Annotated in this window: 15 protein-coding genes and 1 pseudogene; 10 read left to right on the top strand and 6 right to left on the bottom strand. The window is 67.5% G+C overall.

The features are described from left to right. Window positions 1–85: 85 nt before the first annotated feature. From AACH06_RS13295 to AACH06_RS13265, 7 genes are all read left to right on the top strand, one after another. Window positions 86–778, top strand: coding sequence for an outer membrane lipoprotein (locus AACH06_RS13295; RefSeq protein ID WP_341426179.1), 693 nt, complete (start codon window positions 86–88; stop codon window positions 776–778). Window positions 779–864: 86 nt separating this feature from the next. Continuing rightward, a complete protein-coding gene (locus tag AACH06_RS13290) occupies window positions 865–4,299 on the top strand; it encodes a hypothetical protein (protein ID WP_341426178.1) in 3,435 nt (1,144 codons plus the stop codon). 48 nt (window positions 4,300–4,347) lie between these two features. Further along, the gene (locus tag AACH06_RS13285) at window positions 4,348–5,274 is read left to right on the top strand and encodes a LysR family transcriptional regulator (protein WP_341426177.1); all 927 of its coding nucleotides are present in this window, start codon (window positions 4,348–4,350) and stop codon (window positions 5,272–5,274) included. A 157-nt stretch (window positions 5,275–5,431) separates the two neighbouring features. Continuing rightward, entirely contained in the window at window positions 5,432–5,908 is a 477-nt protein-coding gene (locus AACH06_RS13280) for a helix-turn-helix domain-containing protein (RefSeq protein WP_341426176.1), read from the top strand. A gap of 176 nt (window positions 5,909–6,084) precedes the next feature. Next, on the top strand, window positions 6,085–7,458 hold the full coding sequence (locus tag AACH06_RS13275; RefSeq protein WP_341426175.1) for a pyridoxal-phosphate dependent enzyme: 1,374 nt from the start codon (window positions 6,085–6,087) through the stop codon (window positions 7,456–7,458). Beyond that, window positions 7,455–8,642 (top strand): trans-sulfuration enzyme family protein, encoded by a 1,188-nt coding sequence (locus AACH06_RS13270; RefSeq protein WP_341426174.1) that lies wholly within the window; start codon window positions 7,455–7,457, stop codon window positions 8,640–8,642. The genes AACH06_RS13275 and AACH06_RS13270 overlap by 4 nt, the downstream gene beginning before the upstream one ends. Further along, on the top strand, window positions 8,639–9,139 hold the full coding sequence (locus AACH06_RS13265) for a GNAT family N-acetyltransferase (RefSeq protein WP_341426173.1): 501 nt from the start codon (window positions 8,639–8,641) through the stop codon (window positions 9,137–9,139). The genes AACH06_RS13270 and AACH06_RS13265 overlap by 4 nt, the downstream gene beginning before the upstream one ends. Before the next feature lie 204 nt (window positions 9,140–9,343). Here AACH06_RS13265 and AACH06_RS13260 read toward each other — a convergent pair whose 3' ends face one another. Next, entirely contained in the window at window positions 9,344–11,068 is a 1,725-nt protein-coding gene (locus tag AACH06_RS13260) for a M14 family zinc carboxypeptidase (protein ID WP_341426172.1), read from the bottom strand. Between the two features lie 85 nt (window positions 11,069–11,153). Then, on the bottom strand, window positions 11,154–11,390 hold the full coding sequence (locus AACH06_RS13255; RefSeq protein ID WP_341426171.1) for a hypothetical protein: 237 nt from the start codon (window positions 11,388–11,390) through the stop codon (window positions 11,154–11,156). Between the two features lie 141 nt (window positions 11,391–11,531). Between AACH06_RS13255 and AACH06_RS13250 the strand changes: the two are divergent. Then, window positions 11,532–12,480 (top strand): annotated as a pseudogene (locus AACH06_RS13250) (IS481 family transposase). Between the two features lie 168 nt (window positions 12,481–12,648). On the opposite strand, the gene AACH06_RS13245 reads toward AACH06_RS13250, so the two are convergent. The 4 genes from AACH06_RS13245 to AACH06_RS13230 all read right to left on the bottom strand — a co-directional run bounded on the left by AACH06_RS13245 (window position 12,649) and on the right by AACH06_RS13230 (window position 17,839). Then, entirely contained in the window at window positions 12,649–14,346 is a 1,698-nt protein-coding gene (locus AACH06_RS13245; RefSeq protein WP_341426170.1) for a glycoside hydrolase family 9 protein, read from the bottom strand. A 258-nt stretch (window positions 14,347–14,604) separates the two neighbouring features. Next, complete coding sequence (locus tag AACH06_RS13240) at window positions 14,605–15,456, bottom strand: carbohydrate ABC transporter permease (RefSeq protein ID WP_341426169.1); 852 nt, start codon at window positions 15,454–15,456, stop codon at window positions 14,605–14,607. Window positions 15,457–15,469: 13 nt separating this feature from the next. Continuing rightward, window positions 15,470–16,396, bottom strand: coding sequence for a carbohydrate ABC transporter permease (locus AACH06_RS13235; RefSeq protein ID WP_341426168.1), 927 nt, complete (start codon window positions 16,394–16,396; stop codon window positions 15,470–15,472). A gap of 117 nt (window positions 16,397–16,513) precedes the next feature. Beyond that, complete coding sequence (locus tag AACH06_RS13230) at window positions 16,514–17,839, bottom strand: extracellular solute-binding protein (protein ID WP_341426167.1); 1,326 nt, start codon at window positions 17,837–17,839, stop codon at window positions 16,514–16,516. A 180-nt stretch (window positions 17,840–18,019) separates the two neighbouring features. Between AACH06_RS13230 and AACH06_RS13225 the strand changes: the two genes are divergently transcribed. Together AACH06_RS13225 and AACH06_RS13220 are read left to right on the top strand one after the other, a co-directional pair. Further along, window positions 18,020–20,725, top strand: coding sequence for a TonB-dependent receptor (locus AACH06_RS13225; RefSeq protein WP_341426166.1), 2,706 nt, complete (start codon window positions 18,020–18,022; stop codon window positions 20,723–20,725). A gap of 10 nt (window positions 20,726–20,735) precedes the next feature. Next, window positions 20,736–21,977 (top strand): DUF5009 domain-containing protein, encoded by a 1,242-nt coding sequence (locus AACH06_RS13220; protein WP_341426165.1) that lies wholly within the window; start codon window positions 20,736–20,738, stop codon window positions 21,975–21,977. Window positions 21,978–22,059 lie beyond the last annotated feature (82 nt).

Below are 22,059 nucleotides of genomic sequence, written 5' to 3'. Positions count from 1 at the left end.
GGATACTCAGAATTTGCATCAAGCGGTGTCAACGGCCCTGCCCGTGCTGCCGTTGGCCATGCATCCTTTGCCCACACCTGCTGCCATGAAGCGCTCCTTGCTGTCTGCTGCCACACTGGCCGCCGCGGTCGCCGCCGTCTCGTCACTCACGGGCTGTGTCACCGCGAGCCCGGATGTCGTCCACCCGTACCATGCTCAGCGCATGTCGCGCGTGCAGGAAGCCACCATCCTCACGATGCGTCCGGTGACGGTGGACGGCCAGCAAAGCGGCGCCGGTGCCGTGACCGGTGGTGTGGTCGGCGGCATCGCCGGCTCGTCGATCGGTGGCTACCGGGACGGCGCCGTCGGCGGCGTGATCGGTGCCGTGGCCGGCGCCGTCATCGGCAATGCCATCGAGCGCGACGCCACCCGCGAGCAGGCCTGGGAGATCATCGTCCAGATGCGCAATGGAGAGCAGCGATCGGTCGTCCAGGGCAAAGGCGCCGAAGCGCTGGCACCCGGTGACCGGGTGCTGCTGGTCACCACCGGTGGCCGCACGCGCGTCACGCGCGCCCCGGCCAACATGCCCGAGCACCAGGCCACCGCACCGCGCCTGCCGCCGCCGATCGCCTCGCCGGCGCGTCCGGCCGATGCCACCTCGGCGGCCACCGTGCCGCCCGCATCCACGGCGCCGTCAGCCACGGCCGCGTCGCCCTACCCTTCGAACTCGCCAGCCGCAGCCATGCCGCCGGCCAGCGGCGCCTCGGCCCCCATCTTCACGCCGCGCGCCCCTAACTGAACGGCCTTGCCATGCCCCTTCGAGGGGATGGCAAGCGGTGAGCAGCCGTCTATGCTCGCGCCCACCGTGGCGTGAAGGAGCAGCAGATGGCAGTGGCGGAAGGCAGCAGCAGGGCCCAACCGCCTGGGCGTGAGGCAGACCCGTCTGCGTTTTCGATCGCCCCGCTCGCCTGGCTGGCCTCGGGCGCCGGCATCGTTGCGCTGACGCTCGCCACCCTGCAATTCGCGCTGCGCCTGCCCTCGGGCTACGGCATCGAAGACCTGTTGGGCTGGACGCGTCCGGACAGCGTCTCCGCCGCCGTGAACCTGTGGTGCCAATACGCCCTGCGCTGGCGAAGTGCCGCCGCCTATGTGCTGGCAGACAGCGCCTTGTTCGTGCCCCTGTACGCTGCACTCTTCCTCGCGGCCGGACGCGGCCTGCACGAAGCACTGCAGCCGGGCCCCAGCCTGCTGGCGCGCATTCTGTCGCGCGTGTTGCCGTGGGCCAGCACCGTCAGCGTGGGCCTGCTGGTGCTGGTCGACCTGATCGAGAACTGGGCCGGCGCGGTGCGCCTGGGCGTGAGCAGCGCGGCGGCCGCGGTGAGCCTCGCGGTGGGATTGACCCTGCTGGTCGTGCTGTGGCGATGGGCCCTTGCAGCGCCGATCCAGCGCAACCGCTTGTTCTGTCGCGGGCTCGGCACCGTGGCGGCGGGCCTGGTCTCGACGCTGGCGCTGATCGTGGCGGTGGACGAAACCTCGGCGTGCCGGGCGGCGGCCCAATCGGCACTGGCCGCACCGGCAGCCTGGGCCCATGCCGCGAAGCCCGCGCTGATCGGGCTCGCCCTGCTGCCCATCCTGGCGGGCGCGGTGATCTGGTGGTTCGGGCTCGACCTCGATCTCACGCAAGACCGCCAACGCACTGAGGCCGGCCAGCGGGCCGCTTGGCGGGCCGGTGTGGGTGGCGTCATCGGGCGCAGCCGTTACGTGATCGTGGTGCTGGCGATGTTCGGCACCTTCACACTGGTGCTGGACCAATGCCGCGACGTGCTGCTCGGCCTGGCCTACCCCGACCCGGCTGCCACGGCCGGCGCGCTGTGGTGGCGCAAGCTGGTGCAAGGCCTGTGCGCCGTCTCGGTGGCCATGCTCGCCTACTCGTGCTGGTTGTGGACCCGCCTGGCAGGCATGGTGCAGCGGCCGGGACTGGTACTGGGCGGTGGCCCCGAGGTGGCCGCGAGCGTGGGCGCGTTCGCCCGCGGGTGGGCGCGAGCCCTCTCGCTGGTGCCGCTGGTGATGGTGGCAGGCCTGGTGGCCTACACGGTCGGTGATGCGATCACGGCGGGCCTGCGCACCGCCAAGCCCGGCACCGTCGCCGAGCAGCTGGGCGGCACCTTGCTCGGCTTGATCGGGTTCGGGGGCTTCGCGCTCGCCGCCGGCTTCTTCCTGCTGCAACTGCGCCGACGCCTGCCACTGGCCAGCTTGGCGGCGTACTACAACAGCGAGCCCGACTTCTATCGCCTGCTGTGGGGCGATTCGGCGGTGCTGCAGAAGCGGCAGGCAGATTTCGCCGCCGAAGACAGCGGCCCCCCCTGCCTGAGGCGCAGGCGCCGGACCGTCTCGTGGATGAAGCCCGCCGCTCAGTGGCTGTCGCGTTGGATGTGGCCGCTCGCGCACCCCGTGATCTGGCCACTGGTCGCGCTGCTGCTGATGACCGGGCTGCGCATCGTCATGGCGTGGCGGCCCGACGTGACCGCCCAGGCCCCGGCCACCATCGCCCTGCTGGCGCTGGCGCTCAACTGGTGGCTGGGCGTCGCCGGCCTCTTGACCTTGGTGGAACAACGACGTGCGGTGGCGTGGAGCCTGTTGTTGCTGTTGGTGGTGGCCCTGTTCGCCGCACTGGGCTGGTCGGACAACCACCGGCTGCCGCTCACCGCCCCCCGTTGGGAAGACCTGGTCACATTGCGTTGGCACGGCGTGAACGCCTTGCTGGTGCTGGTGCTGCTGGGGGCGGCTCAGTGGCTGCTCTTTTGCTACCGGCACGACAAGGGCCAGCGGTTTTTCGCCCACTGGAGCACGACACGTTTCAACGTGATGAGAGGCGTGCTCGCGGCGTTGTTGGCTGTTTTCGCCTCCCTGGCGCTGAAGGCGGTGGATGCAAGCAGTGCGCCACTGATGGCGCGCTCTGACAACCGCGTCGCCAGCCCCCGGCCGCCTGCCGGACAGGTGCTCGGAGGCTGGGTGCTGCAACTGCCCGCCGATCCACCGCCCGAACAAGCCGAGGTGCTGCTGATCGCCGCAGAAGGCGGTGGCATCCGAAGCGCCTATTGGACGGCCCAGATCCTGGCCCGCCTGCACGACGCCGACCCGACGATCGACAAGCGCATCGCCGCCTTGAGCGGCGTATCGGGCGGGTCGGTCGGCATCGCGGTGTACCGCGCCTGCCTGGCCCACGTGCGTGACCGGTCGGGCGCCGGCAGCGGCATCGTGCCCGCATCGCCCGTGAACCCGGCACTGCCCACGCAAGGCCCTGCAGACGACACACCGGTCGCACGCAGCTACTCGGTGCGCGAGTGTGTCGAATCCGGCTTCCGCCGGCTCGATGGCCTATCGCCCTTGATCGGCGGCCTGCTGTTCGAAGACGCATTTGCCCGCGTGCTGCCGACGACGATGAAGCTCGGCCCGCTGGACTTGGCCTGCAGCCAGCCAGGCTGCGTGCACCTGAGCCGGGCCCAACCGTTCGAGCGGGAATGGATCCGCCAGTTCGGCCACCTGGGCGATTCGCTCGGCGACGTGCCCAGCAGTGATGGCCATCCCCCGGGGGTACCGCCGATGCTGTTGAACTCGACCTGGGTCGAATCGGGCAATCGAGCGGTGCTGGGCACGCTGGACGGCATGGATCTGCCCAGTTCGCACGATCTGGTGACCGAGCTCGGCGCGTGGCCGCCTTTGATCACGGCGGCCCACACCTCCGCACGCTTTCCATTCATCAACCCGTTGGCCGCCTTGCCACCGGAGCCCGGCCAGGACCGAACGCGCGGCCATCTGGCCGACGGGGGCTACCACGACAACAGCGGCACGGCCACCCTGGCCGATCTGTGGCGCAGCCTTCGCGGCTGGTTGCCGCCGCCTTGGAAGGCGCGGCTCATCCTCATCCGCAATGGTCAGCCCCGCATCGACTGCGAACGTGCGCCGAAAGACGGCCCCCCCGTGCCTTGCCTGGACCCCCGCGTTCACCCCAGTGACGCAGAACTGAAGGCAGACCTGCTTCGCCCGGCCAATCGCCATCGGCTGGATCTGCTGGCCGACCTGCTCGGTCCGGCGGTGGCGTTGGTCAACGTCTCAGGCATCGGTGCACATGGCCGCCAGGCCCCGGCAGCGCTCGCCGCCGAGCTGGCCCAGCAACCTGATGCGCCGGCGCCGCTGTTCTACGACCAGCTCGACAATGGCGATCTGGTGCCGCTGGGTTGGTACCTCTCGCCGGCGGCGCGCGAGTCAATCGAAAGCCAGGCAGCGCTGTACTTTCAGCCGGGGTCACCCAAGCCCTGAGCCAGGCTCAGGCATCCGAGGGTGCGCCGTATCATCGGGCGCCCTCGCATGAACCTCAAGCAACTCGAATACTTCGTCAGCGTCGCCGAGCTCGGCAGCTTCAGCAAGGCCGCGCTGGCGCTCGACATGGCCCAGCCCGCCTTGAGCCGTCAGGTGCGGGCGCTGGAGGTCGAACTGCGTGACACGCTGCTGGTACGCAACGGCCGCGGGGTGACGCTCACCGAAGCCGGGCAGCGGCTGTTCGAGCACAGCGTGGTCATCCTCAACCAGGTGGCCCAGGCCCGTGAAGACATGGGCGCGAGCCGCGATGAGCCGGTCGGCCGCATCACGATCGGGCTGCCCCCCACCATCGGCCGCCAGCTCACACTGCCCTTGATCGATGGCTTCCAGCGTCAGCTGCCCAAAGCCAGGCTGGCCATCGTCGAGGGCCTGTCGTCGCATGTGGCCGAATGGCTGGCCTCAGGGCGGATCGACCTCGGCCTCGTCTACAACCCGGAAGCCGCCGCCCACCTCAGCCTCCAGCCGCTGCTCGAAGAACCTCTGTGCCTGGTGACATCAGCCAAGGGCGAGGCCGGCCGCACCCGTGGCACGGTGCCGATGAAGTCGCTGGCGCGTTACCCACTGGTTCTGCCCGAACGCCAGCATGTGATCCGACGCCTGATCGAATCCCAGGCCACCCTGGCCGGACTGACGCTCAACATCGCCTGGGAGGTTTCGAGCATCGCCGCGATCATCGATCTCGTCTGCGCCGGCTACGGCCATGCGGTGCTGAACGCCAGCGCGGTGCTGGCCTCGGGACGGGCCGATGAGCTGGTGGCACGGCCGATCGTCGAGCCGGCGGTGATCAGTGTGCTGTGCCTGGCCACGCCCGCACACAAGCGCGCAACACCCCTACAGCGGCAGGCCACGCGGTTGCTGTCGGAGCTCGTGCGAAGCCTGCCGCAGGGCAACGCCGCGCAGTCGCAGCCGGGTTGACCGCGAGGCGCGTTCAGAGGCGGCCAGCACTCATTTCCGCAGGCCCGCCGCCGGTCGACCCAGGTGATTCCACCTAGTCACCCGGGTGATCTTTCTTAAGTGGCCGTCCGGCTGGCGCAAAGCAGCGCCCGCCGGGAAGATCTGGCGCCAGATGACCATGCGCCAAGACGACCTCCACACCTCGGATCTCCATACCCACTGCGACGGCGCCGCGTCGGCAGCCGTGGCGCCCGCCTGGACGGCCGCACGGCGCGATCCGGGCTGGCGGCGACACGTCGACGTGCCCGTGGCGTCGCGGCCGGGCGCACTGGCCGCCTGGCAACTGCGCCAGGCCACGGACTGGATGCGCGCCCATCTGGGCCTGTCGATCTCGATCGCCGATGTGGCCGCGCAACTGAAGTTGTCACCCAGCTATTTCGCGCGCGCCTTTCGCGCTGCCACGGGCCAGCCGCCGCACCAGTGGCTGCTGCAGCGGCGCATCGAGCTGGCGCTGCAGTTGCTGGGCCAGCCCAGCTTGCCTCTGGGCGAAATCGCCAGCCTTTGCGGCTTCGCCGATCAAGCGCATTTCTCGCGCGTGTTCTCGGCCCGCCTGGGCATGCCGCCGTCTCATTGGCGGGCACGCCACACCGGCTGAATCGGCCAAGACCCTGCTGTCTCCCCATATGCGCTGAGCGCATACCGTGCCTCACCCGGCACGGCGTATGCTGGCTTTCCCTGCGCGCGATCCGCGCATCCCAGCCAGCCTCGGGGCCACCAGCCCCCAGGCCACAGCACCCCAGGAGACACATGAGACACCCTTCGGACTCCCCCATGGATTCAGGCGCGCGCCCCGCGGTGCTCGACCTGATCGGCAACACCCCACTGCTGGAGGTCAAGCGCTTCGACACTGGTTGCTGCCAGCTCTTTCTGAAGCTGGAATCGCAGAATCCCGGCGGCTCGATCAAAGACCGCATTGGCCTGGCGATGATCGAGGCGGCTGAACGCGACGGTCGCTTGCAGCCGGGCGGCACGGTGATCGAGGCCACCGCCGGCAACACGGGGCTCGGGCTCGCGCTGGTCGCGCGTGCCAAGGGTTACAAGGTCTGCCTGGTCGTGCCGGACAAGATGAGCGCCGAGAAGGTGTTGCACCTGAAGGCGCTTGGCGCCGAGGTGCACATCACCCGATCGGATGTGGGCAAGGGCCACCCCGCCTACTACCAGGACGTGGCAGCACGGCTGGCCCAGGAGATCCCCGGAAGTTGGTACAGCGACCAGTTCAACAACCCCGCCAATCCACTGGCGCACGAAACCACCACCGCCCCCGAGATCTGGCAGCAGATGGGCCACCGTGTCGACGCCATCGTGTGCGGGGTGGGTTCCGGCGGCACCCTGACCGGGCTCAAGCGCTACTTCCATCGCGTCGACCCCGCCACCGAATTTGTGCTGGCCGATCCCAAGGGCTCGGTGCTGTGCGACTACATCGCCACCGGCCAGGTGGGCCAGGCCGGTTCATGGGCGGTGGAAGGCATTGGTGAAGACTTCATCCCCTCGATCGCCGATCTCTCGGGTGTGAAGCATGCCTACACGATCGACGATGCCGAGAGTTTCAGCACCGCACGCGAGTTGCTCAAGCGCGAGGGCATTGCCGCGGGCTCGTCGACCGGCACGCTGGTGGCGGCAGCGCTGCGCCACTGCCGCGCCCAGACGACGCCCCAACGCGTCGTGACCTTCGTGTGCGACACCGGCACGCGGTACTTGTCCAAGGTCTACAACGACGCCTGGATGTTCGACCAAGGCCTGCTGAAGCGATCGGTGGTCGGCGACCTGCGCGACCTCATCTCGCGCCGGATGGAAGACGATGCCGTGATCAGCGTCGCACCGGACGACCTGCTTCTGACCGCCTTCCAGCGCATGCGGGCGGCCGATATTTCTCAACTGCCGGTGCTGGTGGAAGGCAAGCTGGTGGGCCTGCTCGACGAGTCTGACCTGCTGCTGCGGGTGAACTCCGATGCCTCGCAGTTCCGCGAAACCGTGAAGAGCGCAATGAGCGAACGCGTGGAGACACTCGCCCCGAACGCCAGCATCCAGGCTCTGACGGCCACCCTGCGCCAAGGCCTCGTGGCGGTGGTCGCCGACAAGGACCGCTTCTATGGTCTGATCACCCGCTTCGACCTGCTGAACCACCTGCGGAGGAACCTCGCATGAGCAACCAGTCAACGCACTACGACGCCTTCGGCTTCGCCACGCGGGTGATCCACGGGGGCCAGCACCCCGATCCCAGCACCGGCGCCATCATGCCGCCGATCTACGCGACTTCGACCTACGTGCAGTCCAGCCCCGGGGTGCACAAAGGTTACGAGTACTCCCGCTCTCAGAACCCGACCCGGGAGGCCCTGGAGCGCTGCATCGCCAACCTGGAAAACGGCCAGCGCGGCTACGCCTTCGCATCTGGGCTGGCGGCCATGTCCACGGTGCTCGAGCTGCTGGACAGCGGCGCCCACATCATCGCCAGCGACGACCTGTACGGCGGCACATTCCGGCTGTTCGAGCGGGTGCGTCGCCGCACCGCCGCGCACCAGTTCAGCTTCATCGACATGACGGATCCGAACGCGATCCAAGCCGCGATCCGCCCCAACACCAAGATGGTCTGGGTCGAGACACCGTCGAACCCGCTGCTGAAGCTGATCGACCTGGAGGCGGTGGCCGGCATCGCGCGTCAGCACAACCTGCTGGCGGTGGCGGACAACACCTTTGCCAGCCCCTGGGGCCAGCGCCCGCTGGAGCTGGGCTTCGACATCGTCGTTCACTCCACCACCAAGTACCTGAACGGCCACTCGGATGTGGTGGGCGGCGTGGCGGTCGTGGGTCGCGAGCCGCGCCATGCGGCCATAGCGGAGCAGATGGCCTTTCTGCACAATGCGATCGGCTCGATCGCCGGGCCGTTCGACGCCTTCCTGGCACTGCGTGGCGTGAAGACGCTGGCACTGCGAATGGAACGGCATTCGCAAAGTGCGCTGCACCTGGCCCAATGGCTGGAGGCCCAGCCCCAAGTCGCCCGGGTGCACTACCCCGGCCTGGAAAGCCACCCGCAGCATGCCTTGGCGAGGCGGCAAATGCGCTCAGGTGGCGGCATGATCTCGATCGAACTGAAGGGCGACCTCGCCGGAGCGCGTCGCTTTCTGGAGAGCTGCGAGCTCTTCGCGCTGGCCGAAAGCCTGGGGGGTGTCGAGAGCCTCATCGAGCACCCCGCCATCATGACCCACGCCTCCATTCCCGCCGAACAGCGCGCCAAGCTCGGCATCGGCGACACCCTGATCCGCCTGTCTGTCGGCATCGAAGACGTGCAAGACCTCCAGGACGAACTGGCCCGCGCGCTCGCAGCCGTGTGAGTTCCCTCAGCCCGACGCCTGAACTGACCCACGCGGGGGCCACCGCTCCCGCGTTGGCACCGATGTTCACGCTGCGGCCGGCACAGGAAGCGGATGTTCCGTTCCTGCTGCGGCTGCGCGAGATCGCGATGGATCCGCACCATCGGGCGGCTGGCATCGTCCAGACGGCGGCCGAGATGGAAGAGCGGGTGCGCAGCCACTGGGACGAAGCGCAAGTGATCGAGGTGGGCGGCGAGCCCGCCGGCTTGTGGAAGCTCTGGCGTCAGCCCGAGGTGTGGTGGATCTTGCAGGTGCAGTTGATGCCCGCCCACCAGGGGCGGGGCATCGGCGGCGCGCTGGTCAGCCGCTTGATCGACGAGGCCGATCAAGCCGGCGTGGCCCTGAAACTCAAGGTGCTGCAAAACAACCCTGCGCAGCGTCTGTACCGCCGCCTCGGCTTCGTGATCCTCGGCGAGGACGAACACGGCTGGGAGATGGCCGCCCAGCGCCAGGGCTGATGGCGTGGCGGCACCGTGAGGTAGTGCAGTGTTCGACGCCGTGCGGAACACAAAACCGTGCCTTTGGCCGCCTGGCGTCGTTGCAAATCCTCGCGATGCCACCGGGCATCGCTGTGGTTTGCGCCTCGCCAGACGACCAAACCCATCGGTTTTCTTCAGTTCCGCCCAGCATCAAACACTGCACTAGACACGCCGCCTGCCACCTCAACCTCTGAGCCCGTCCGGCAGTTCCTGCAGGCGCAGCACCGGGTAAACGCACCACTCCGGCTCCGCGTAGCGATGGCAGGCGTGGTAGAGGAAGGTCAGCACCGCGTCGCGATCGCCGAGCAGATCGGGATGGGCGAGTTTCCAGGCGTCGAAGCGCTCGCGCAGCCCGGGCTCGTCGGCCAGCAGGCGTTCGGCCTCGTCTTCAAAGACGTAGTCGCTGAAGCCCTCCTTGCGATCGAGCACGCTGTCGAAGAAGGACCAGCGGAAGAAGCTGTCGATGCCCTGGGGCTCGATCACCTCAACGATGAACCGGTCGAGCGCGCCCCCGAGCGGAATCACCCAGTCGCCTTCCACCATGCGGGCCTGCGTCGGCTCGGCATGAACCGAAACCTCGGCGTGCAGATGACGCCCCTCGAAGGGCACCGGCCGCTTGTGAACCCGGGTGACACGATAGGCTTCAGCTCGCGCCGTGCCCGTGCGGGCCACCCGTTGCATCGGCACCCCATGGGCGGCCAGGCGCTGCGCCACATCGTGCCAGGCCTGGGGCAGCAGGTAGGCGCGCGGGGCCTGCACGCTGGCGGTGCTGAGGTAGCGGTCGAAGTACGGGATGTCTTTCTGCCAGGGTGAACTGCGGTCGTAGCGCAGGCGCATGTAGCGGCCCAGACGGCTCGGCTCATACACCGCGCGGAAGCCGCTGAACCGGAAGGGCCGCGGGCGGTTCGTGTCGAGCGTCCAGTCCAGGGCCACCGCGGCACCGGGCTGAAGCGCCGCGCGATCGGCAGCCCGCGCCGTGCGAATGGCCGGCCCATGTGCCACGGTGTAGGCGAGTGCGACCTCCACGATCGCGCGAGTGCTGTGGTAGCGCGCTTCGAAGGGCTTGAGCATGTGCGTCTCGGGCATGAAGCCGATCGTGTGGTGCAGCGCCGCGTAGCCGGTGGAAAACCGTGGCGTGTCCAGGAAATCCGCGATGCCGTCGTCGGGGATCTCTTTCACCGGATTCACATACGGGCACATCGGAAAGCCCCGCTCGGCCATGTCGGCGTACAGCGCCGGCAGCATCTCCTCGCGAAGATGCTGCCCGGTGTGGCCACCCAGCTTGTCAGGCTGCGTGGGGATGAGGGTCATCACATGCTGGTAGTCGGCACCGTTCGAGGTATGGGTGTCGACCATCACGTCCGGGTCCCAGCGGGTGAACACCTTGGCGAACGTGCGGGCGTTCAGGCTGTCGGCCTTGATGAAGTCACGGTTCAGGTCGAGGTGGCGCGCGTTGCCACGAAAGCCGAACGCCTCCGGGCCGTTCTGGCTCACGCGGCTGGTGTTGGCGCGGTTCACTGCCCCGTCGACGTTGTAGACGGGGATGTAGATCAGCACCACCCGCCCCAGGGCCGCACGGCGTGCCGGATCGAGGCACAGATCGCGCACCATCGCCATGCAGGCGTCGATGCCCTCAGGCTCTCCAGGGTGGATGCCGTTGTTGTTGAAAAAGACGGGGCGACCTTCAGCCCGGGCGCGCTCGGGGTCGAAGAGCCCTTCTGGGGAAAAAACGCCCAGATGGATCGGAAGGCCACCGTCCGAGCGGCCCACCTCTTCCAGCTTCAACCACTGCGGGAACGCCGCGGCCAGGCGCTGGTGAAACTCGATGCAGGCCTGCCAGGTGGTGGTCTGGTTGCGGTTGCCCTGCTCGAACGGGGTGGACCAATCGGGTGTCGTCGTGCTGCTCATCCTGACATTGTGGCGGCGGCGTTGCTCGGCATCGGTGGCCCGGGCAAGCCGGGTGAGTTGGGATGAACGCCGCGAGCGGGACGTGTCAGGCGCGGCCTGAGCGCCGACTGCGTGGCTGAAGCTTGTCGAGTTCGGCGATCTGCTGCTTCAGCAGGATCAGCAGGGTGCGCGCGTGTTCCACGGGCAGGCGCACCGAGCTGGTGGGCTGGCCTTCGTCGCGGGCCTGGCGCGGCAGCACGAGCGCGTCGACGCCCAGCTCGATCACGCCCTTGTCATGGCGGGCCGACTTCAGCCGCTGCACTTCAATGTCATAAGTCTTCACGGGTTCTCCTGGAGGGCGGTGAGCGGTGATGATCGGCCACTAGTTGTGAAGCTTCAATGGGTTGTATCCGGTGTTCATCCGGGTTGGGTTTGAGAGACTGGAGTCGCCAAACCACGCGATCAACCCAAGACGCCGCACCAGATGAACACCCATAAGCATGCCCGATTGACGTACGCGCGCCGATTCGAGAAGGTCCACCAGATGCTTGCCGGAGCCAGCGCGAGCCAGGCTTGGGGCGGCGCATGGCGTGACCGCCGCGACGGCCAGGAAGTGGTTTACTCGCTATCTTTGTCAGGGCGAAGAGGGCCTGGCCGACGCCTCTTCGAGGCCTGCGCGTTCGCCGCGAACCATCGCCTCGGCCAAGGCCATGCTCATCGTGGAACTGCGCAAGCGCCGCATGACCCAGGCCCGCATTGCTCGCAGCGTTGGAGTGTCTGAATCCACGGTCAGTCGAGTGTTGGCGCGAGCCGGACTGTCCAAGCTCAGTGACCTTGAGCCCGCAGAACCGGTGGTGCGTTACGAGCATGAAGCGCCGGGCGACTTGCTGCACATCGACACGAAGAAGCTCGGACGTATCGTCCGCCCAAGCCATCGGGTGACCGGCAACCGCAGCGACAGCGTCGATGGCGCCGGCTGGGAGATGCTGTTCGTCGCCGTGGACGATCACGCACGTGTGGCCTTCACGGCCATGCATCCCGACGAGACGAAGGAGCAGGCCGTCGCGTTCCTCAGAAACGCGGTGGCGTACTACGCCAAGTTGGGCGTGAGCGTGAAAAGGCTCTTGACCGACAACGGATCGCCGTTCCGCTCGAAGCTGTTCCGGGCCGCTTGCGAAGAATTGGGCGTGAAACACCGCTTCACGCGCGCCTACCGACCGCAGACCAACGGCAAGGCCGTGCGATTCATCCAATCAGCCCTGCGCGAGTGGGCCTATGGATGGATCTATCAGAACTCCGCCCAGCGCACCGAGGCGCTCGCGCAGTGGCAGCACCACTACAACTGCCATCGCCCTCACAGCGGAATCGGCGGCTTGCCGCCTATCTCCAGACTCAGCTCTTCAGGTCACAACGTCTTGACGCCTCACAACTAGCCACCTCGTCGGCGCCACCTTGTCGGCCGGTCGGCTGACTCCATGCCGAGGCGGACAGGGTGCACAGCGCGACAAGCGTTGCCACCAGGCAAGCCAGGAATGGCGGGCGGGAAGGCATGATGGGTGTCGGTCCCCAGGCCCGCGACGCGCGCCGCCCGTTGGTGGCGTTCAGGCCTGTGCGAACGCGAGCGCGAGCATCAGCCACGCGCCGTGCGGCAACCACTGCTCCGTCCAGCGCCAGGAATGCATCGGGTCGGTTTGCGAGGGCCGGCGGAAGTCGATGTCTTCCTCATCGTCGAGACCGGCGGTGATGCCATTGCACACGCCGCCCGGCGCGTTCCAGTAGCGCGGTTCGTAGCGGGGCGCGGGGCCGTTGCCGGCGCCTTGCATCATGCAGATATCGAACGGGTTGCGGCCGAAGATCCAGTCGAGCGTGGCATCGGCGTAGGCCTGCAGGGGGCCCTCGGGGCGCTGGCGAAGCGCCCGGCGGCTCCACAGTGCCGCCGCTGCCAGCGAGGCCAGGCGGGCGTTTTCGCCCTGCCACCAATAGCCGGTTTCGTTGTCGTGCGGCATGAAGAACTGCACCCGCCCGGGCTGGCCCGGCCGCTGCACGAACTGGCGAGGCACGTGAAAGGGGTTGTTCTCGCCTTCAGCGGTGATCGCCATCTCCCACTTCAGGCCACGGTCGAGCGCGGTGCGAAGGGCATCGTCGTCGGCCACACCCGGGCAGGCTTCCAGCGTGCGCAGCAGCGCCACATACGGCAGCCCAGCCTCCACCGCGTGGGTGAAGCTGCGGGTCTTCGCATCGTCGGCCCAGAACCAGCCATCGGCGTGCTGGCGAGCCAGCAGACGCTCGCTGCGGTGGCGCACTGCCGCGCTGTAGATGGCACGCCCCCCGGTGGCGGCGCACAACTCGGCAGCGGCCAGCAGCGCGCAATAGTCGTCGATGATGTTCTCGCGCCCATCGGGCAAATAGCGCACGTTGTGCTTCACCAGATGCGCGAACGCACGTTCTGCGGCCGCCAGGTAGGCACTGCGATGGAAGGCCCCCGAGCGCGGCAGATCGCTCGCGCGGGCCAACGCGGCGATGGCGCTGCCGGCTCCCTGGCGGAAACCGGCCTGCACGGTGGCCAGCAGGTGGCCCTTCTGGGTGGCGTAGGCGCACAAGCGGCGCTGCGCGGCGTCCTTGCTCCATTGGTCGAACACCGTCTGGCAGAAGTAGCCATCGGGGTGCAGCATGCGGCAGAGGAAGTCGGCGCCGTGCAAGGCTTCATCGACCAAACGATCGGCCATCCACACACCGGGGTCTGCCAGGCGAGACCGCGTTTCGAGCAGGTTCCACACCACCTGGGGGGTCTGCTGCGGGTTCAGGTGGTTGGCGTAAGAGAGGTGGGTCAGGTACTTGCTCGCATCACCGGAAGCGTCGTACCAACCGCCGTGCACGTCCAGCCGCTCGGGCGCTGCGGCATCGTCTCGGTGGATGGGGCAGGCCCGGTCCGCCGCATCGAACATGCCCCCGCAGCGCTGCGACTTGATGTAGTGCAGCAGGTCGGACACGTGCTGGGGGTCGTAAAGCCGTTGCGCGATTGCAAACGGTTGCGATTGCAAGGGCAGATCGGTGCCGGGAACGGCCACCACGTAGCGGCCGGGCACGCGCAGTTCGCCGAACTCAGCGGCCCAGTATTGCCAATCGCGCCAGCGCTGGACGGGGCCCAGGGCCTGCCAGGCGCCCTCGAACACGACACGGCGCTCTTCGGCGTGGTAGACGACGAACCGGTCGCCGGGGAGCGCACTGCTGGCTTGCAACAGCACACGCTTGCTCGGCGCCGCCGCGCGGTAGCCGAGGTGGTTGTGCAGGATCTTCATGGTCAAACTTCATTGCCCTCGCGCGGCCACACGGGGCCGCTGGCGTGAGGCGGCCGTGCCGGGCTCACCGGTAGACGCAGCCTCACCCGGCTGCAAGCGGGCAACCCATGGATTTTCCGGCCGCTTCGTCACCCAGCGCCCGCCACCGCCAGCAACGATGTGCAACAACCGGTGATCCCCTTCGACAGCCGAAGCACCACCCGCCACACCATTCGCCACACCACCCACCGAATCACCCGCGGCCTTCATGCCGCCGCTCTACCCCTTCACCGCACCAGCCGCGAGGCCCTGCACAAAGTAGCGCTGCCCGGCGAAAAACACCAGCATCACCGGCAGCGTCGCCACCGCGCCGGCCGCCATCATCAGATCGACCCGGTTCTGGAACTGGTTGATGAACAGGCGGATGCCCACGGGAATCGTCTGCACCTCGGCCGAGCTCGTCAGCACCCAGGCGAAGAACAGCTCGTCCCAGGCGAGCAAGAAGACAAAGGTGGCGGTGGCGATGAGACCGGGCGCACACAGCGGCAACACCACCCGCACGAACGCACCGAGCCGGGAACACCCATCCAGGATGGCCGCCTCTTCCAGCTCGCGGGGCACCGACACGAAAAAGCCCCGCATGATCCAGATGCTGGCTGGCGTGAACAGCGCCACGTACAGAAACACCAGGCCATGCCGCGTGTCCAGCATCGCCACGCCCCACTCGTCGCCGATGTGACGGTACAGCATGTACAGCGGCAAAAAGAAGAGCATCCCCGGCACCACCTGCGTGGTGGTGATGGACATTGACACCGCCTTGGCCCCGCGGAACTGGAAGCGGGCCAGAGCGTAGGCGGCGCAGGCAGCGAAGGCGGTCGAGATCAAAGTGGCCGCGCCACAGACGATGAGGCTGTTGGCAAAGTAGTTGAAGAAGTCGACCTGGTGCCACAGGTCCACATAGTTGCGCCATCGCCATTCGCCGGCGGAGCCGTCCGCCTCGCCCGCCGACGCCTGCTCGCCCGGCAAGTGCAACGACGCCCACAGCAACCAGCCGATCGGCGCCAGCATCAGGCCGACGATGCACCACGTCGCCGCGTCCATCAGCCACGCGCCGGCAGAGCGGGCCCTCATCGCGGCGCGCCCCTCATGATTCCACCGGCCCCAGGCTGCGACGGAACGCCCGCATCCACAACGCCACGACGCCCAACATCACCGCCATCAGCACGAACGACACCGCGGCGCCCTGGCCGAACAACCAGTAGCTGAACGATTGGCGGGTGAGCAGCGGCATCAGCAGGTCGGCCCAATCACCCGGATGGCCGGCCCCCTGGCCGAACATCATCGAGACGATGTTGTACGAGTAGACGTTGTCGATCACTTGGAACAGCGCCTGGATCGCGATCACCGGTTTGAGCATCGGCAGCGTCAGGTGCACGAAGCGTTGCCACCGCCCCGCGCCGTCGATCTCGGCCGCCTCGTAGGGCTCACGCGGCAGGGCCTGCAGCGCCGCCAGGAAGATCAGCATCAACAACGGCGCATTGCGCCACACCGTGGGGATGACGATGGCCCAGAAGCTGTTCGATCCCAGCAACCAGAAGGGGCGCTCGTCCAGCAGATGCAGGCCATCCACCAGCACGCGATTGACCAGCCCCGTGTCGCGCTGGAACAGTTGGCCCCACAGGCAGCCCACCACGTAGCTGGGCACCACCCACGGCAGCAGCAGCAGGGTGCGGGCGACCGACTGGCCCGCAAAGCGGCGGTTCATCAGCAGCGCCAGGCCGAGGCCCAGGCCGATCGACAGGCTGGACACCACCAACGTGAACAGCACCGTGTTGCGCAGCGCCAGCCCCAGGCCGTGGCGCAAGGGGCTGGACGGGTCCATCAGGACACGGCGGTAGTTGTCGAGCCCGATGAACGGCGCATCCAGGTACTGGCCCAAGGTGTACTGATTGAGCTTCAACAGCGACATGTAGAAGCCCTGCACGATCGGCAACAGGTTGACAGCCGCCATCAGGCCGATCGCCGGCAACAGCATCAACCACGGGAACGTGTCGCGAAACCGTGTCTGCATCATGTCAAGGCGTGCGCCGCACCGCCGACCATCCTGTGGCGTGCACGGATCCGGCTTCGCCGGTCCGCTGCGCGAGCCCCCTCGGGGGGCAGGGCCTGGGGGCCCGTGGGGGCACCATCAGTTCGACTCTGAGAGGACCTGGTTCGCCTCGACCGCGGTCGCGTCCAGTGCCTGTTTGACCGCCAGCGGCGAGTACTTGCCGCGAACGCCGGCCACCATGTCGAACATGCTGCCCAGGTTCTTCAGGTACACCGATTCCAGCGGGCCCCAACCGGCCACCGAGGGGTAGTGCCGGCCGTTGCGCACCTGGGCCAGAAACTCGGCGTAGTGCGGATCGGCGGTGAGCACCGGGTCATTGGCGGCGTCGAGCCGAGCCGGCAGCATGCCGGACATCTGGCTGTACTTCACCTGCGCATCACGGCCGGCCAGGAAGGCGGCCAGCTTCCAGGCCTCGGCCTTGTGCTTCGACGACTTCATCACCGCCAGGTTCGAGCCGGAGAAGAAGGTTTGGCTGCCCTTCAGGCCCGCCGGGTACGGCGCGATGCCGAAGTTGCGCGCCGCCAGGCTCTCCAACTGACCGCCTTTGGCCTTGGGCGTCTTCATCTGCTTGAGGATCCACGGCCCCGAGAAGATCACCGCGAACTGGCCATTGAAAAAGCCGTTCTCGATCTGGGTCGAATCCTTCTCCAGCGCACTGGCGGGCACCAGCCCTTCAGCGGCCAGGCCGGTGTAGTACAGCGCCGCCTGAACCGCCTCGGTCGAGTTCACCGCCGAGCGCTTGCGGTCACCCGAGAGGAAGTCGCCGCCAGCGTTCCAGATCCACGGTGCCATGTTGTGCACCACGTTCCAATCGTTCTTGCCAGGGTAGCCCAGCGCAGCGATCTTCTTGCCGTTCACCTCGGTGCCGTTGAGTTTCTGCATCGCCTGCTTGAAGCTGCCCCAGTTGGCAAACGCGTCACGCGGCTCGATACCGGCCTTCTTGAACACATCGGTGCGGTAGAAGGCGGCACGCGCATCGGCATACCAAGGCACGGCATACACCTTGGCGTCGTCGTGGCGATGGGTCGTGCCCCACATCACCGGGAAGAAGGCCGAAGCGCCACCCACCTCTTGCTGCTGCGCCTCGCTGAGCGGCTCGAGCGCCCCCATCGACGAGATGGCGGCCACCCACGTGCTGCCGAGCTCCAGCACATCGGGCCCCTGCCCGGAGGCGGCGGCGGCCGTGATCTTGGCCCAGGCCGATTCCCAGTTCAGCACGGTGACGTTGACGCGCAGCTGCGGCTGTTTGGCCAGATGGGGTTTGAGCAGCTCGCGCATGTCCTGCTGCTGCTGCTCGGTGGTGGCCATGACCCACAAATTCAGTTCGGTGACCTGGGCGCGGGCGGGTAGGCAGGCCAGCGCCACGGCGGCCGCGGCCACGCCGCGGGTCAGGAAAGACAGCATCGACATCCTCGATTTCACAGGCCCCATTTCAGGCCATGGCGCGCCGGCGCACAAGACAGAGATGTACCGCCGACCGTTGGTAGAACTACCGGGGCGGCGAAGTACATCTCAGAATGGCCTCGGCGCAGGTGCAAGGCTCCAATGGCAACCGTCGTCGATGAGGGCATCGAAGGAGTTCGCATGAAGTTGGTCCGCAGTCCGCTCACCCCAATGGCTGCCGCCGTGCTGATCGCTCTGGCCGGCCCGGCCGCCTGGGCGCAGCAGGACGGTTCCGCGCCGCCCGCCCCGGCCGAACCACCCAAGGATGCGCCCAAGGCGGAAGAAGCCGCGCAGCGGGTGGAGGTGACGGGCATCCGCGCCTCGCGCCAGCAATCCTTGAATGTCAAGCGGCAGGCCGATTCGGTGGTCGAGGTGATTTCCGCCGAAGACATCGGCAAGCTGCCCGACAAGAACGTGGCCGACGCGATCCAGCGGGTGCCCGGGGTGAACATCAGCTCGTCGTCCGGGGGTGAAGGCGGCTTCGCCGAGAACGACCGCGTCAGCATCCGAGGCCTGTCGCCCAGCCTCACCCAGACACTGATCAACGGCCACGCGGTGGGCAGTGGCGACTGGTTCGTGCTCGCCCAGACGGAAGCGGTGGGGCGCAGCGTCAGCTACTCGCTGCTGCCGTCCGAGATCGTCAGCCGCATCGTCATCAACAAGAGCATGACGGCCGATCTGCCCGAGGGCGGCGTCTCGGGCGCGGTGGACATCCAGACGCGCAATCCGCTGAGCTTCAAGGAGCCATGGACCGTCGAACTGTCGGCGCAGGCCGTCTACGCCGATCTGTCGAAGAAGACCGACCCGCAGTTCAATGCGCTGCTGAACTGGCAGAACGAGGCCGGCAATGCAGGCGTGCTGCTGCAGGTGTTCTCCGAAACGCGCCACGAACGTCGCGATGGGCAGGAGTTCCTGGGCTACAGCGTCATCGAGGCCGACAGTGCCGTGGCCCAAGCCCACCCCGATCTGGCAGGCGTGATCTACCCCTCGCTGATCGGCTCGGCCTACTTCGAGCAGAAGCGGGTGCGCCAGGGGGGGCTGTTCGATGTGGAGTTCAAGCCGGCCGACAACCTGACGCTGGACCTGAACGGCTTCTATTCCCACATGGCAGCCGACAACTACGACAACAACTTCATGGCCGCCCCGCAGGCCTTGATCGATGGCGGCATCGCCCCGACCCACTACCAGGTCAAGAACGGCACCTTGGTGCAGGCGACCTTCCCGACGGTGGCCTACAACCCGGCGGACCCGTTCACCACGCCAGGCATCGTCGACCGCATCTACCGCCCCGGTGCGGCGGCGCAGACCTACTATGTCGATGCGAACGCCCGCTGGCGTCTGAGTGACGACCTCAAGCTCTCAGGCAAGGCCGGCTACACCCACGGCATCGGCGAAACGCCTGGCGACCTGGGTTATGAATCGGCACTGGCGGGGCATGGCATGGCCTACCAGACCCATGGCTTGTCGAAGCCGGCCGATGTGGCGTTTCCCGGCGGAGACCCGACCGACTTCACCCAGGCCTATCCGCTGGGCGCCTGGTACTCCACCGTGAAGGTGATCGACGAGGAGCGCTACGCCCAGGCCGACGCCGAGTGGGCGATGGACATGGGCGCGTTCGAGTCGCTGAAGTTCGGCCTGCGCTGGAACCAGCACCAGCGGACGCTGAACTTCCCCAACAACGGCGGCTGCGGCTGGGCCGATGGTGGCTGCGGCGCCGTGCCCGTGTGGAACGGGGAACAGTACCCTGGCGATTTCGGCAAGGGCCTGGGAGGCGGACCGGGCTTCCTGTCGCGGGTGTGGCACCTGCGCGGCCCGGCGGTGGAAGACTTCGTGCTGACCTACGCAGCCAAGACCACGCCTTACTGGCCCGGTGAACTCGCGGTGGATGAAGCGGTGACCGCCGGCTACGGCATGGCCAACTTCGAAGGCGAGCAGTGGCGAGCCAATGTGGGCCTGCGTCTGGTGGGTACCCGGCAGACCGTGGACTTCAACGAACCCGACGGCCCGGCACCTGTGGACTCGGAATTCGGCCCATTCACCCATGTGGTGGAGACCCGCCGCTATGTCGATGCCCTGCCCAGCGCGAACGTGCGGTTCAACCTCAGCAAGGATCTGGTGCTTCGTGCGGCCGCCTCGCGCACGATGGCCCGCGCCGACTACAGCGCGTTGGCAGGCGCCATCACGAGTCAGGACGATCTCACCCATTCGGGCACCGGCGGCAACTCGAAGCTGAAGCCCGTCCGCTCGAACAACTACGACGCGACGCTGGAGTGGTACTACGCGCCGAAGTCGTTGCTGTCGGTCGGCGTGTTCTACATGGACATGCCCAGCTATGTGAGCTTCGGCACCTCGCGCCACCTGCTGCTGAACAAGACCACCAAGCAGCTGGAGTGGTACGACATCACGTCGCCGGTGAACGTGAGCGCCCGCAACCAAGGCTTCGAGCTGAGCTGGCAGCAGCCCCTGTGGGGTGGCTTCGGCATGCTGGCCAACTACACCTACGCCGACGGCAAAGAGGGCAATGGCGCGAAGCTGATGGGCTCGTCGCGCGACACCTACAACGCCGAGGCCTACTACGAGAACGACAGCTTCAGCGCCCGCGTGGCCTACACCTGGCGTTCCAGCTTCCTGGTCGGCCTCGATCGTTCGACCAATGAGTACATGGACGCCGAGGCCAACCTGGCGGCCAGCCTGAACTACAAGCTGAACGACCGCTTCACCCTCACCTTCGACGCACTGAACCTGAACAACCCGGTGCTGAAGTACTACGCCGACAACAAGGATCAGCCGCGCGCGTTCTACACGAACGGCAGGCAGTTCTACCTCGGCCTGCGGGTCTCGCTGTGAGGGCCCATCTGTGATCGCCACCACCGCCGCGCTGCCGCGCCCTGCCGTGCTGCCCAAGCTGAACACCTTGCCGACCGGGCGCGTGCTGCCCATCGATGCCTTTCGAGGCCTCACCTTCCTGGTGATGGTCTGGGTCAATGAGATGCATGGCGTGAGCGGCATCTCGCCTTGGTGGAAGCACATGCCGGCCGACGCCGACGCGATGAGCTTCGTGGATGCGGTGTTCCCGGCCTTCCTGTTCATCGTCGGCATGTCGATCCCGTTCGCCATCCATGCGCGCATCGCCAAGGGCGACGGCTGGTGGACCCTGCAGGGCCACATCGCCTGGCGGGCCCTGGCCCTGGTGGTCATGGGGGTGTTCATGGTGAACGCGGAAGAGGGTGTGGTGAACCCTGCCGCCATGCCCTGGCCGGTGGAAGCCTGGTCGCTGCTGTTCTACGCGTCAGTCGGCCTCGTCTGGGGGGTGTACCGGGCCCCCAGCCCCGCCGCCGACCGGGCGCTGCGCGGCGTCGGTGTCGGCCTGATGCTGCTGCTGGCCGGCCTGTACCGCGGCGGGCCGGACGGCACGCAGGGGCTGACGCCACAGTGGTGGGGCATCCTCGGCCTGATCGGTTGGGCTTACCTGATCGGCTGCATGATGTACCAGCTCGCACGCGGGCGCGTGTGGGCCCTGTGGTTGATGCTGGCCGCTTGCACGGCCTACTATGCCGGCCACGCGAGCCTCGGGGCCGACGCCCATGGCATCGGGGCGGTGCTGCTGAGCCAGGATGCCCATGCCGCCCACACCAGCATCGTGCTCGCCGGCGTGATCTGCGCACTGATCTACCACGAGCAGGACCTGCTGCTGTCGCTGCCGCAGCGCCACCTGCGCGCCATCGCCGCCGCCCTGGCCATGCTGATCGCCGGGCTGTGGCTCCGGCAGTGGTTCCCGATCTCGAAGATCTACGCCACGCCCAGTTGGTGCCTGCTGAGCGCCTCGGCCTGCATCGGCATCTATGCGCTGCTGCAGTGGTGCATCACCCAGGCCGGTTTCAGCGGGTGGGTCGCCTGGGTGGAGCCCGCCGCGAACAACCCGTTGGTGACCTACCTCCTGCCCTTCGTCGTCGCCGCCGTCATGGGTTGGGCCGGGTGGTCGTGGCCGTCGGCGCTGCGACAAGGCGCCGCCGGCATCCTCTTCTGTGCGCTGTATGCCGCCCTGGTGCTATGGCTCGTGGCCCGGCTGACGCGCTGGAACGTGAAACTGAGACTCTGAACGAAAGCCCACGATGATTCGAGCTGCTCGCTTCGACTGCGCGACCGCCCTGCCCCTGCACGCCCTGCCCCTGCACGCCCTG

Origin of the sequence: Ideonella lacteola (assembly GCF_038066555.1) — a bacterium.
Lineage (GTDB): Bacteria > Pseudomonadota > Gammaproteobacteria > Burkholderiales > Burkholderiaceae_C > Ideonella > Ideonella lacteola.
Note: the sequence above shows the minus strand (reverse complement) of the source record. Positions and strands in the feature narration are given on the sequence as shown.